This is a genomic window from Vibrio chanodichtyis (assembly GCF_028863985.1).
GTDB classification, from domain to species: Bacteria; Pseudomonadota; Gammaproteobacteria; order Enterobacterales; family Vibrionaceae; genus Vibrio; species Vibrio chanodichtyis.
Map to the genome: position 1 here is coordinate 241,189 of NZ_JARBFT010000001.1, position 13,285 is coordinate 254,473.

9 protein-coding genes are annotated in these 13,285 nt (G+C 50.0%); 5 read left to right on the forward strand and 4 right to left on the reverse strand.

From position 1 onward, the window contains the following. Positions 1-219: 219 nt before the first annotated feature. The 3 genes from PUN32_RS01000 to PUN32_RS01010 form a co-directional block, all read right to left on the reverse strand. The gene (locus PUN32_RS01000) at positions 220-990 is read right to left on the reverse strand and encodes a peptidoglycan binding protein CsiV (RefSeq protein WP_274721347.1); all 771 of its coding nucleotides are present in this window, start codon (positions 988-990) and stop codon (positions 220-222) included. A gap of 195 nt (positions 991-1,185) precedes the next feature. Further along, positions 1,186-4,665: a transcription-repair coupling factor gene (mfd, locus tag PUN32_RS01005; protein ID WP_274721348.1), complete on the reverse strand. Its 3,480-nt coding sequence runs from the start codon at positions 4,663-4,665 to the stop codon at positions 1,186-1,188. 2 nt (positions 4,666-4,667) lie between these two features. Beyond that, positions 4,668-5,240 (reverse strand): PilZ domain-containing protein, encoded by a 573-nt coding sequence (locus PUN32_RS01010; RefSeq protein ID WP_274721349.1) that lies wholly within the window; start codon positions 5,238-5,240, stop codon positions 4,668-4,670. 175 nt (positions 5,241-5,415) lie between these two features. On the opposite strand from PUN32_RS01010, the gene lolC reads away from it, so the two are divergent. The 3 genes from lolC to lolE are packed head-to-tail and all read left to right on the forward strand — an operon-like array spanning position 5,416 to position 8,548. Next, the gene (gene lolC / locus PUN32_RS01015; protein WP_274721350.1) at positions 5,416-6,624 is read left to right on the forward strand and encodes a lipoprotein-releasing ABC transporter permease subunit LolC; all 1,209 of its coding nucleotides are present in this window, start codon (positions 5,416-5,418) and stop codon (positions 6,622-6,624) included. Further along, positions 6,617-7,303 carry a lipoprotein-releasing ABC transporter ATP-binding protein LolD gene (gene lolD, locus PUN32_RS01020; RefSeq protein ID WP_274721351.1) on the forward strand — a complete coding sequence of 229 codons (687 nt, stop codon included), beginning with the start codon at positions 6,617-6,619 and terminating at the stop codon, positions 7,301-7,303. The genes lolC and lolD overlap by 8 nt, the downstream gene beginning before the upstream one ends. Before the next feature lie 3 nt (positions 7,304-7,306). Next, positions 7,307-8,548, forward strand: a complete 1,242-nt coding sequence (lolE, locus tag PUN32_RS01025) for a lipoprotein-releasing ABC transporter permease subunit LolE (RefSeq protein ID WP_274721352.1) — start codon at positions 7,307-7,309, stop codon at positions 8,546-8,548. 148 nt (positions 8,549-8,696) lie between these two features. On the opposite strand, the gene PUN32_RS01030 is transcribed toward lolE, so the two are convergent. Next, positions 8,697-9,254: a DUF2062 domain-containing protein gene (locus PUN32_RS01030; protein WP_274721353.1), complete on the reverse strand. Its 558-nt coding sequence runs from the start codon at positions 9,252-9,254 to the stop codon at positions 8,697-8,699. Between the two features lie 8 nt (positions 9,255-9,262). Here PUN32_RS01030 and PUN32_RS01035 point away from each other — a divergent pair, with 8 nt between their 5' ends. Next, positions 9,263-11,506: a DNA internalization-related competence protein ComEC/Rec2 gene (locus PUN32_RS01035; RefSeq protein WP_406707925.1), complete on the forward strand. Its 2,244-nt coding sequence runs from the start codon at positions 9,263-9,265 to the stop codon at positions 11,504-11,506. Between the two features lie 30 nt (positions 11,507-11,536). After that, positions 11,537-13,285 carry a lipid A ABC transporter ATP-binding protein/permease MsbA gene (gene msbA / locus PUN32_RS01040; protein WP_274721354.1) on the forward strand — a complete coding sequence of 583 codons (1,749 nt, stop codon included), beginning with the start codon at positions 11,537-11,539 and terminating at the stop codon, positions 13,283-13,285.

The window sequence follows — 13,285 nt, forward strand, 5'->3', positions numbered from 1 at the left end:
TGGATGATTCAACCCAACAACACTGCAACTTAGGAGAGTTCTTGTGTTACAGACAGATCTCATTGTTATAAATGAGATAGCGTAAGGTTTATGAGACAAATGCCTCGGGGGAATGGTCGTGGGGCTAACTATAATTGGCCAGCGGCCGTAGACAGGAACTGGGTTGGTAAAGGGGTTTGCCGCCACAATGGCTATCACGGCTCAAACCCCTAAGAGAGATTATTCGGCGACTCGACGGACTTGAATGATCACACCCATCAATGGGTGATCCAGATAGTGGGTTTCACCACTGCGCATCCGACGCTTTTGATCAAGCCGATAGCTTTTGAGGAAGCGTTGCTCTTGAACTTGCGGTGATACCGCTTCAAGCAACCCAGCTTGTACAGTCGCATCTTGCTCCTCTGGCATTAGACTCAGTTGCAATGGGGCATCTTGCAGTGTCACTTCACGCACGGCTGGTTTTTTCAAATCCAATAGTGCTTCGGCAAATAAAAAATGTTGTACATAGATTTGCAAAGTGCCATCTAGCTCATAAAGTGGTTTAGCAATGCTCATTTCGGTGACACCATCAATCGGAGCATCGCTAGTACGGCTGCCGATTGGGTTGCCGTCCGCCTGAAATTGATCCGCGAAATCTTGTCCAGCTTGGATATGAAATACTGGTGCCGCTTGGCGTCCCTGATCATTTTGTCGCCAAGCGGTATGCAGTAGTACCGTGAAACCGGCATGGTTACTTAATTTCTGAGCTTGCTCATTGAGTTGATAGGCCGATGAGGGCAGTAAAATGACACCTTTGCTTTGGCGAAAGCTGACATCGGCAAAACTGCCTGCGCGGGCAAAATTCAGTGGTGGTAGGCTATTGGGCCAAGATTCACTCACTTTTTCTGCATCGACCGCTCGTTTAAACATGATCACTTCAATATCAAACTGGCGAGCCGCCATGCTAGGCATAGCCAACAGCAATAGCAGCAGTGGGATCAATCGGTTCATTGTCACTCCATCGTTCAGTGCTCAACACTGGGTTATTACCTCAAGGCATTGCCTATCGGTGTTCAATTATTGCTGGTTAATCACCGACGTTGCTATAGCCTTGCTACTTGAAACTACAGCGGTGTTGGCTAGGTTCGGTCACCCCAATCACTCAGTTTGCTTATGCTCATGGGGACTCACTCACTTGCCGATAACTTAACGCGCAGGCAGCACATTTTGCTGGAAATTATGCAACATGTCAGCGACAAATTGGATCCGCGCACTGCGTTCAAGCAAAGGTAACGTAAATTTGAACTTAGTAGGTCCATCCATGGCAAACTGCTTAGGCTGCGATTGCAGCAGTTTAACCAAAAACAGTGGATTAATGTCAGCATTGGGATAGAACTCAATATAGCCACCCCGCTCATGGGCTTCAATTTTGCGTACTTTCAGCCGCATCGCATTCAGTTTTAGCTCAGCAATGGTCAGCAAGTTTAACGCGGCATCTGGCAATTTACCAAAGCGATCAATCAACTCGACTTTAAGCTCGGCTAACTCATCTTCATTTGCTACGCTGGCGATCTGTTTGTACATCGATAAGCGAGTATTGATATCTGGGATATACTCCTCAGGCAGTAAGGCCGGCAGGCGCATTTCGACTTCGGTTTGCTCGCGCAGCAGATCATCCAGCGCTGGCTCTTTACCTGATTTAAGCGCTTCAACGGCTTGTTCGAGCATCTCCATATATAAGGTAAAGCCGACCGATTGGATCTGGCCACTTTGCTCTTCGCCTAGCAGTTCACCAGCGCCGCGGATCTCTAAATCGTGAGTCGCGAGGGTGAAACCCGCCCCCAAATCTTCTAAAGAGGCGATTGCTTCTAAACGTTTCACCGCATCTTTGGTGATGGCTTTAGGTGGGGGCGTGAGTAAATACGCATACGCTTGATGATGCGAACGACCGACTCGGCCACGCAATTGATGTAATTGAGCTAAGCCTAAGTTGTCCGCACGATTAATAATAATCGTATTCGCGGTTGGGACGTCGATCCCGGTTTCGATAATCGTGGTACACACCAGTAAGTTAAAGCGCTGGTGGTAGAAATCGTTCATCACCTTTTCTAACTCACGTTCACGCATTTGGCCATGGGCAATGGTGATTCGGGCTTCAGGGATCAGCTTTTCTAAATCTGCTGCAACTTTATCGATACTTTCGACTTGATTGTGCAAGAAATAAACTTGGCCACCGCGCATGATTTCACGCAGCACCGCTTCGCGGATCACGCTCTCTTCGGTTTGGCGTACAAAGGTTTTGATGGCGAGCCGGCGTGCTGGCGGCGTAGCGATGATCGAGAGATCGCGCATACCACTCATCGCCATATTCAGAGTCCGTGGGATTGGCGTGGCGGTCAGGGTCAAAATATCCACATCGGCCCGCATCGCTTTGACTTTCTCTTTTTGCCGCACCCCAAAGCGGTGTTCTTCATCGACAATCAATAAACCAAGATCGGCGAATTGCAGCTCGCTCGATAATAATTTATGGGTGCCGACCAGAATATCAACCTTACCCTCGGCGACCTCTTGTAAGATCTGTTTTTGCTCCTTGGCCGATTTAAAGCGCGATAACACTTCCACGCGGATCGGCAAATTGGCAAAACGGTCGCGCAAATTCTCAAAATGTTGTTGAGCCAGTAGAGTGGTTGGCACTAATACCGCGACTTGTTTATTGTTATCGGTGGCGACGAAAGCAGCGCGCATCGCCACCTCGGTTTTACCAAAACCGACATCGCCGCACACTAATCGATCCATTGCTTTGGCTTGGCACATATCAGACAGTACCGCGTTGATCGCCATGGCTTGGTCGTCGGTTTCTTCAAACGGGAATGTGGCTTTAAAGGTCGCGTATTGTTCGCGATCAAGCTGGAATTTAAAGCCGGGTTTGATTTCACGTTTGGCATAAACATCGAGCAGTTCGGCAGCCACATCGCGCACTTTTTCTGCCGCTTTGCGACGGGCCTTAATCCAAGCTTCACCACCGAGCTTGTGCAATTGGGCCGACTCTTCTGCGCCGCCAGAATAACGGCTGATCAAATTGAGTGAAGAGACGGGCACATACAGCTTGGCTTCATTTTGGTACTCAAGCATCACGTATTCGCTGATCATGCCGCCGGCACTCAGCGTTTGTAAGCCTAAGTAACGACCAATCCCGTGATCGATATGCACCACCGGTTGCCCTGGTTTTAGCTCCGCCAGATTGCGGATCACCGCATCGCTATTGGTCGTGGTCTTGCGATCTTTTTTACGACGACGTTGCAGCACGCGATCGCCAAGTAAATCACTCTCACAAATTAGTGCGATCGGTGATGGATTATCATGACCGGTGAAGATAAATCCGTGTTCGGCTGCGCCTAAGATCAGCGAAAATTTCTCGGGTTGCTGACACGCCGCGCTGAACGTAGGGTGATTCACTGGGCGTAACTTAATCCGTTGCAGCAGTTCCAGCAGCGCTTCACGGCGACCTTCCGATTCGACCGAGAAAATGATCTTGCCGGTGAACTGTTCACTGAATTGCCGCAGTGCCGCCAGTGGATCTTTATTTTGATGCTCAACCGCTAATGGCGGCAGCGCCTGCAAAGGTGGATTGATGCGACCGGCGCGCAGCTCAATCGGCTCGTTCGAGAGTAAGATCTGGGGTAGAGCTTTAAAGTGGCTGAATAGCTCATCTTTGCGTAGCCACAATTCATTGGGTGCGAGCAGTGGGCGCAGCGGATCAATATTGCGTTGGTCGTAGCGATGTGCCACATCGGCTAAAAATTGGTCGATGGATTGTTCGATTTCACCCACCACCAACAGTTGACTGTCGGTGGGCAGGTAATCAAATAAGGTTTCGCAATGTTCAAAAAATAGCGGTTGCCAATATTCAATGCCCGCAGGCCAAGTACCTTTAGAGACTTGACTATAGACAGATTCGGGTTCACGACGCGCTTCAAAGCGCTGCCGCCATCGATTACGGAACTCTTCAATCGCCGCAGCACTGGTGGGAAATTCATGGGCCGGTAGTAGGCGAATTTCATCCATTTCTGCGATTGAGCGTTGGTTGTCCGGATCGAATGTGCGGATGGTATCGATTTCATCATCGAAAAAATCGATCCGGAATGGGTCACTGCTACCCATTGGGAACAGATCGAGAATTGAGCCGCGACTGGCATACTCACCGGGACCAAATACTTGATCCACATGGCGATAGCCGTTGTTGGTCAGTTGCAAACGCAGTTTATCGAGCGAGCAATGATCACCACGTTTAACGATTAAAGTGTGTTGCAGCAAAAACTCACGTGGGGATTGGCGCTGCAGCAAGGTGCTGATCGGCACAATCGTGATGCCGTGAGTTTGGCTCGGAAGCTGGTAGAGCCGCGCAATCCGATCAGAAATAATGTCTTGATGCGGTGAAAAATTATCATAGGGTAGCGTTTCCCAATCTGGGAATAGCGCAACCTCATACTGGCTAAATTGCTCGATTTCCTGCAGCAGTTTAAGCGCGGTTTGTGGATCCGGCACTGCCAGTAAGGTATGGCTGTGGTGGGCATTCGCCAGTTCGGCAATCGCCAGCGCTAAGCTGGCGCCCGGTAAATTACCGATGGCTTTTTTGTCTCCGGCACCTTGCGCCGCAAACAGAGAGAGTAGGGAGTTTCTAGTCATAGTCACGCTGTTTTTTCTCGATCTAGTGAGCGTTGACGCAGCAGGCGCTGCTGCTGGTATAAGGCGGCTTTGATCAACAGATCCTGATCCATATCACGCAGCAGTTCATATTTGAGCGTGATTAAGCAATGTTCAGGTTGCAATAGGCATTCAGTCACGCTCGCGTAGCCATAAATCGCCGCTGCGGGGTATTCCAAAAACAGTTTGATCCGCACTTTTTGGCCTAAAGGGAGTGGGGCTGGTGCCAAATAGGTGAGTTGGCTGGCACCAAAGCTCGTGGTGCTGGTGCGTAAGTCGGGATCATCTTGCTGGGCGAGCATAAAGGTCAGCAGCAGATTGAGTTTGGCGTTCTGTGCTTCGAGCAGTTGCAATACACTTGGAAAATCGCTGTTTTTGAGCTCGCTGCGCGCATTATCGCTAAGCTGCTCTAACTGGCTAAACTCGCTCGCCACTACAAATGGAGCGGGGATCTCGGCTTCAAAAACGGGGTGAGAAGGCAGGGTAAAATCGCTAGCCAGCGGCTGGACATTGAGAGTCAGTGCATGGTGAACAGTAAAAAATTCTTGGTTGGTCATAGGGGGTTCCTTCTCACATCAATGTTGATTATCGTCATAAGCGGTAACTAATCAAGGTATGTCCTTGTTCTCGGTGTGAAATAAATGCTTTGTTGCATTGATTTGCGAAAGAAAAACTACAACCGAACAGGGATTCTCGTTACAGTAGCGCCATGGTATTTCTAAGGTTGGATTTATGTTTCATCCGGTATCGGCTTTTATTGGTTGGCGTTATTTGCGCGGTCGTTCTGGCGATCGTTTTAGCCGTTTTGTCTCGTATATGTCGACAGCAGGGATCACGATTGGTGTGATGTCGTTGGTGACCGTGTTATCGGTGATGAATGGCTTTGAAGCGCAGCTTAAATCACGCATTCTTGGGGTACTGCCACAAGCGGTGGTCAGTGAGGCGATGGGAAAAACGACTCTGACGGCCACTCCGCCAAGTTTTATCGCAGCGTTATCGCCTTCGCGCCCAGCTGAGCCTTTGGTGCGCAGTGAGGCGGTAATACAAAGCCCAGCGCAATTGGCGGCGGGTCTGCTGATCGGCATTGAGCCGCAGCATAACGATCCGTTGAGTGGCTATTTAATGGCTGGCAGTGTTTCGACCTTACAGGTGGGCGAATATCAATTGCTGCTTGGTCATCTATTGGCACGCAATTTAAATGTCACGCTTGGTGATAAGGTGCGCCTTATGGTCACTGAAGCCAGCCAATTTACCCCGCTAGGTCGCTTACCCAGTCAGCGTAATTTTACCGTGGCTGGGATATTTAACACCGGCTCGGATGTTGACGGCCAACTCATGGTCACCCATCGCCAAGATGCCGCTCGCTTACTGCGTTACGATGCGCAGACCATTTCAGGCTGGCGGCTATTTTTTGATGATCCCTTTGTGGTGAGTGATTATGCCCAACGCTCTTTACCAGAGGGTTGGCGTTGGAGCGACTGGCGCGAGCAGCGTGGCGAGCTGTTTCAAGCGGTACGTATGGAAAAGAACATGATGGGCCTAATGCTGGGTTTAATTGTTGGCGTGGCGGCGTTTAATATTATTGCTGCGTTGATCATGGTGGTAATGGAAAAGCAAGCGGAAGTAGCGATACTCAAAACCCAAGGTATGCAAGCGCAGCAAGTGCTGGCCATTTTCATGGTGCAAGGCGCGAGCAGTGGCGTGCTTGGCGCACTTAGTGGTGGTTTGCTTGGCGGGCTGTTGGCGGCGAACTTGAATCGTTTGTTGGAAACCTTCGGCGTAGCCCTATTTTCGGCGGGTGGCGGGTTACCGGTGGTGATTAATCTATGGCAAATTGGGCTGGTGATTGCTCTTGCGGTGGTTTTAAGTCTATTGGCGACACTGTTTCCTGCCTATCGCGCATCTTCTGTTCAACCCACTGAGGCATTACGTTATGAATAAGTTGTTATGTTGTTCGCAGGTGTGTAAAACCTATCAAGAAGGCGAACTACACACCCAAGTGCTGCAAGGGATAAGTTTTGAACTGAAACATGGCGAGTTGGTGTCGATTATTGGCTCCTCTGGCTCCGGCAAAAGTACCTTGCTGCATATTCTTGGCGCATTGGATGACGCGAGCTCTGGCCAAGTGGCGTTTCTTGATCAACCCTTGTCGCAACTCAGTTCTAATCAGCAAGCGAAAATCCGCAACCAGCATCTGGGGTTTATCTATCAATTTCATCATTTGTTAGCTGATTTTTCGGCGTTAGAAAATGTGGCCATGCCGCTGTTGATCGGTGGTCATCCGGTTGCGGCCGCCAAAGCAGCCGCACAACGTTTGCTTGAGCGGGTGGGTTTAGCCCACCGCTTAACTCATCGTCCCGCTGAGTTATCTGGCGGGGAGCGTCAACGAGTCGCGATTGCACGTGCCTTAGTCAATAAACCGGATTTGGTACTGGCCGATGAGCCGACAGGTAATCTTGATCATCAAACGGCGCTGTCGATTTACGATTTGATGCGTGAGTTGAATCGCGAATCGGGCACCGCGTTTTTAGTGGTGACCCATGATAGTGAACTGGCGGCGAAAATGGATCGGCAGATGCAGATGAAAGATGGATTATTAACCGAGATTACGGGGGCGTAACGCTTGATTTCTCTCGCTCTGTTTATTGGTGGGCGTTTTAGTCGTGCCAAACAACGCAATAAGATGGTGTCGTTTATTTCACTCTCATCAACGCTGGGGATTGCCGTTGGAGTGGCGGTGATCATTATTGGTCTGTCGGCGATGAATGGTTTTGAGCGTGAGTTGCAATCGCGGGTGTTGTCGGTGATCCCTCATGGTGAGTTTGAAGGGGTGCGTGGCCCGGTGCAGCGTTGGCCGGAGCTGATCGCACAAGCGACCGAACATCGGCAAATTGTTGCGGCGGCGCCTTATGTAAAAATGACGGCGTTGGCAGAAAACGGCACTCAGCTAAAAGCGCTTGAAGTACGTGGAGTCGATCCACAGCGTGAGCAAACGGTATCGCGTCTGGCACAATTTATCAGTGCGCAGGCGTGGCAAAATTTTGTCCCCGATCAGCAGCAGGTGATTTTGGGCCAAGGGGTGGCAGAAAAACTGGGTGTGCAAATCGGTGATATGATCACTTTGCTACTGCCCAGTACCGCCAGTGGTGACAAATTACAAGCTCCGAAGCGAGTGCGAGTCACCGTGAGTGGCTTGTTGGCGCTCAATGGGCAAATTGATCACAGCTTGGCGCTAATACCGCTTGAGGATGCCCAGCGTTACGCCAATTTAGGTGATGGTGTCACCGGGGTGGCGGTGAAAGTTGATCAGGTCCTGCAAGCGACCCAGATCGTACGTGAGGTGGGCAACCAGCTTAGCGAATATGTTTATCTCAATAGCTGGCAGCAAAAATATGGCTTTTTATACCGTGATATTCAGCTGGTGCGCACCATTATGTATTTAGTAATGGTATTGGTGATCGGGGTCGCGAGCTTTAACATTGTCTCTACCTTGATGATGGCGGTCAAAGATCGGGCGGCGGAGATTGCTATTTTACGTACCATGGGGGCCAGTGATGGCCTGATTAAGCGTATCTTTGTCTGGCAAGGGGTCTTTTCTGGTGTGCTAGGCAGTGTGGCTGGCAGCATCGCGGGAGTATTAATTGCATTCAATTTAACCCGATTGGTCAACGGGTTAGAGCAGTTGATTGGCCATCAGTTTTTATCTGGCGATATCTATTTTGTCGATTTTTTGCCTTCACAAGTTGAAGCCTTGGATGTGCTATTGGTGTCCGGTACTGCGATCGTGTTGAGCCTGTTGGCGACCTGGTACCCAGCGCGGCGCGCCAGTCGATTAAATCCAGCCCAAGTGCTCAGTAGTAAATAATCTCCATGTGGGATAACTGAGGCCACTGCAGGCAACATCAACAAAAAAGGACCGAATGGTCCTTTTTTCATCTTAATTTGACACGCTTTGCATCGGTAGTTCGCTTATCACTCACAATTTACTTGGCCCAGGGGGAGGCCGCGGTGCATTACGGTCGATTCTCCGGCATGTTATTGACGCGGCTTTTATTAATTCGACTATTAAGACGGCGTTTTTGCCAACTGCGCACCACCGAATAACGCCATAAGGCATGAATACTAAAATAGCCGATTAATGCTGCTATCACAGCGCAAACTACCGAGCCGAGTAAAAACGGCAGGCCGATGGTGTTCATTTGATTGAGCAGAAATTCCCAACTCAACTCTAAGTGGAATGATTGGGGAGGGATGCCCATGAGCCAAGCGCCCACTTTATAAGTGCAATAGAAGATCACTGGCATGGTGATGGGGTTGGTGATCCACACTAACGCAACGGATAGCGGTAAGTTAACCCCCAGAGCAATTGCTGCACCTGCGGCCATGATCATCTGACTGGGTAGAGGGATAAAAGCCATAAATAGACCAACCGCAAAAGCCCCTGCCGCTGAGCGGCGATTAAGACACCAAAGGTTTGGGTTGTATAACACATTTCCAAATACGCGCAGGGCTTTTTGGCGTTTGATCACATCGTGGTCAGGCATAAACCGTTTAATAAATTTTTTTGGCATACGGGATTATGACTCTCTTGTCGAATTACTGGTCGCTAATGGCATTTTCACTCACCATGCTCTCTGCACCATATTGGCCATGGATGCCAACGTGGGGCTGGGCGTGGTTTTGCCTCATGATATGTGGCCTGTGCATCTATTACCGAATTTGCCGTCAATGGCTTGGTTTAGGATTGGCCATCCTGACCATAGTGCTACATGGCAATCTTATACGAGATCAATCCAACCTGCTCTATCAAGCAGGCCCGGATATTAGCATAAAAGGCCGAGTTGACAGCTTTTTTACACAAACTCGTTACGCCTATGAGGGGTTGATCTTAATTCATCAGGTCAATGGTCAAAGATTGCACCGATGGCATCAACCGCGCGTGCGTTTAACCGCGCCATTACCGTTACAGCCCAATGATCAATTCGAATTTTCCGTAACCTTGAAACCGGTGATTGGGCGACTTAATCAAGTCGGTTTTGATTTAGAAGCGCATTCGATGGCGCAATCGGTCTTAGCTCGCGCCAGTGTTAAACCCAATACCAGCTACCAAATTATCCAGCGGGGAGATGTCCGGTCTGCTTGGCTAACCCAATTGACCGCATTGACTGATGCTAGCCGCTTCCAAGGCTTGATCTTAGCGCTGACCTTTGGTGAGCGTAAAGCGATCGAGGAATCCGAGTGGCAAGCACTGCGCAACAGCGGTTTGATTCATTTAGTGGCTATTTCTGGCTTACATATTGGTATCGCATTCAGCTTAGGCTATGTGCTGGGGGCGGGTTTGATGCGTTGGCATGTCAAGCTGATCTGGTCGCCTTTTATCCTCGGTGGCTTATTAGCACTGCTGTATGCTTGGTTGGCCGGATTCACGCTACCCACTCAGCGTGCGCTGATCATGTGTCTGCTCAACGTGGCGTTGGTGGTATTGGCTTTGCCATTGTCGGCGTATCAGCGCATTTTACTCACCCTCGCGGTGGTGCTGTTTTGGTCGCCGTTCGCTTCGCTCTCCAATAGCTTTTGGATGTCATTTCTCGCGGTTGCAGTGGTGCTTTATCAGCTCGCCAGCCAAAATCAACGTCAAGCCAAGTGGCAGAGATTATTGTGGGCGCAAATCTCTCTGGTCTGTTTAATGGCGCCGGTCACGGCGTATTTTTTTGGTGGATTGAGCATTACGGCTGTGCTGTACAATTTGTTGTTTATCCCGTGGTTTTCATTGGTGATTGTACCGGTGCTATTCTTCGGTCTGCTACTGATGGTGGCGCTTCCGAGTTGGGCACCTGGCTACTGGCCATGGGTGGATTGGACTTTTATGCCACTGGAGTGGGCGCTGCAATTTGCTGAAGTCGGTTGGTTGGTGGTACCCAAGCAGGTACAAGGTATCGTGATCGGAATTGTGGCGGTGAGTTTGTTGTATCGAATCATTAGCCGCCAAGCGTGCGCGTTGATATTGATCATGATTGGGTTATGGTGGTGGTTTCCCGGCATCAAGCCGCTTTGGCGAATCGATGTGCTGGATGTTGGGCATGGCTTGGCGATCATGATTGAGCAGAATCAGCGGGCGATTATCTACGATACTGGCAGCAGTTGGCCGACTGGAAGCTACGCTCACAGCGTGATTGAGCCGCTGTTACAGCAGCGTGGGATTCAGCAATTAGATGGGCTGATTTTAAGTCATCTGGATAATGATCATGCGGGAGATTGGCAAGGATTGGCTAGCCGCTGGCAGCCGCGTTGGATCCGTAGTAGTCAACACGGTGTGCAATTTGAGCCTTGTGTCCGAGGTGTGAGTTGGCAGTGGCAGTCACTTGAATTTAATGTGTTATGGCCGCCGCAACGGGTGAGCCGAGCTTATAACCCGCACTCCTGCGTGATCCGCGTCAGCGATACACAATCCCAGCATTCGGTGTTGTTATCCGGTGATGTCACCGCGCTGGGTGAGTGGTTACTCGCCCGAGATGGCGTTGTATTACAAAGTGATGTGATGCTAGTGCCGCATCATGGCAGTAAAACCTCATCGACCGCCGAGTTTATAGCCCAAGTGCAACCCCAGTTGGCGATCGCTTCTCTGGCCAAAGATAACCGCTGGAACTTGCCTCATCCACAGGTGGTTGCACGTTATCAGCAGCAACAAGTGCAGTGGCTAGATACCGGACAAATGGGGCAGATTTCGCTATTTTTCTATCCGGATCAGCTTGATTGGTTGGCTCAGCGGCGGCGCTACTGGGAGCCTTGGTATAGGCAGATGCTACGTAAAGGGGTAGAATGAGGCCAATTTTGTAATCAGAAAAGCCTTTCTATGTCACTTCACTCTGACGAATCTAACTGGCAGACCTTTAAACGTCTGTGGACTTATATCAGCACCTATAAAGCGGGGCTGGTGGTGGCAACCATCGCGTTGATCATTAATGCGGTTGCCGATACCTACATGATTTCACTGCTTAAACCCTTATTAGATGAAGGGTTTGGTGATGCTGAATCGACTTTTTTGCGCATTCTACCGTTTATGATTTTAGGTCTGATGTTTGTGCGTGGACTAAGTAGTTTTGCTTCTGCCTACTGCTTGAGCTGGGTATCTGGCAACGTGGTGATGCAAATGCGCCGTGGTTTGTTTAACCATTTTATGCATATGCCAGTGAGCTTTTTCGATCAACAATCCACGGGCGGACTTTTGTCGCGGATCACTTATGATTCGGAGCAAGTCGCTGGAGCCACCAGCCGAGCTTTGGTGAGCATTGTGCGGGAAGGGGCCAGTATTGTTGGCTTGCTGGTACTGATGTTTTGGAACAGTTGGCAGCTCTCTTTAGTCTTGATTGTGGTTGCACCAGTGGTGGCGTTTGCAATTAGCTTTGTCTCGAAGCGTTTTCGCAAGATTTCCCGCAATATGCAGACGACGATGGGACACGTCACTTCGTCTGCCGAGCAGATGCTCAAAGGGCATAAAGTGGTGCTCAGTTACGGTGGGCAAGCGGTGGAGCGTAAGCGTTTCGACCAAGTCAGTAACCGAATGCGTCAGCAAACCATGAAATTGGTGTCGGCACAGGCGACGGCGGATCCCGTGATCCAGATGATTGCTTCCCTGGCACTGTTTGCGGTGTTGTTTTTGGCGAGCGTCGATTCTATTCGGGCCGAATTGACCCCGGGTACCTTTACTGTGGTGTTTTCCGCCATGTTTGGCTTAATGCGTCCGCTGAAAGCGTTAACCAATGTCACTTCGGATTTCCAACGCGGGATGGCCGCATGTCAAACCTTATTTGGTTTGATGGATCTGGAAACCGAGCGTGATAATGGCAAATATGCGGTGGATCGTGTGAAAGGTGAGGTGGTGGTGCAAGATGTCACTTTCACTTACCAAGGCAAAGACAAGCCGGCGTTATCCAATGTGTCGTTCACCATTGAGCAAGGTAAAACCGTCGCATTGGTGGGGCGCTCAGGCTCTGGCAAATCGACCATCGCGAACCTCTTTACTCGTTTTTACGATGTGGATAGTGGCGCGATCCGTTTAGATCAGCACGATGTGCGCGATTATAAGCTGACCAATCTTCGTCGCCATTTCGCATTGGTATCACAGAACGTACACCTATTTAATGACAGCATCGCCAACAATATTGCCTATGCTGCGGAAGGCGAATACACCCGAGAGCAGATTGAGCAAGCGGCACGTCAAGCCCATGCGATGGAGTTTATCGAAAATCTGCCGCAAGGCTTGGATACCGTGATCGGTGAAAATGGCACCAGTTTGTCTGGTGGTCAGCGGCAGCGAGTGGCTATTGCTCGGGCGTTGTTGCGTGATGCACCAGTGCTGATCCTTGATGAAGCAACTTCGGCGCTGGATACGGAATCAGAGCGAGCCATTCAAGCGGCACTCGATGAGCTACAGAAAAACAAAACAGTGTTAGTGATTGCCCACCGTTTATCGACCATTGAACAAGCGGATGAAATCTTGGTGGTTGATGAAGGGCAAATCATTGAGCGTGGTCGTCATGCTGAGTTGCTAGCTCAAGACGGCGCCTATACTCAACTGCACCGCATTCAGTTTGGTGAATAA

Bases quoted from the DNA above. Each gene is read 5' to 3' on its own strand.
- PUN32_RS01000 (WP_274721347.1), bottom strand. From the start codon at position 990: ATGAACCGATTGATCCCACTGCTGCTATTGCTGTTGGCTATGCCTAGC.
- mfd (WP_274721348.1), bottom strand. From the start codon at position 4,665: ATGACTAGAAACTCCCTACTCTCTCTGTTTGCGGCGCAAGGTGCCGGA.
- PUN32_RS01010 (WP_274721349.1), bottom strand. From the start codon at position 5,240: ATGACCAACCAAGAATTTTTTACTGTTCACCATGCACTGACTCTCAAT.
- lolC (WP_274721350.1), top strand. From the start codon at position 5,416: ATGTTTCATCCGGTATCGGCTTTTATTGGTTGGCGTTATTTGCGCGGT.
- lolD (WP_274721351.1), top strand. From the start codon at position 6,617: ATGAATAAGTTGTTATGTTGTTCGCAGGTGTGTAAAACCTATCAAGAA.
- PUN32_RS01030 (WP_274721353.1), bottom strand. From the start codon at position 9,254: ATGCCAAAAAAATTTATTAAACGGTTTATGCCTGACCACGATGTGATC.
- PUN32_RS01035 (WP_406707925.1), top strand. From the start codon at position 9,263: ATGACTCTCTTGTCGAATTACTGGTCGCTAATGGCATTTTCACTCACC.
- msbA (WP_274721354.1), top strand. From the start codon at position 11,537: ATGTCACTTCACTCTGACGAATCTAACTGGCAGACCTTTAAACGTCTG.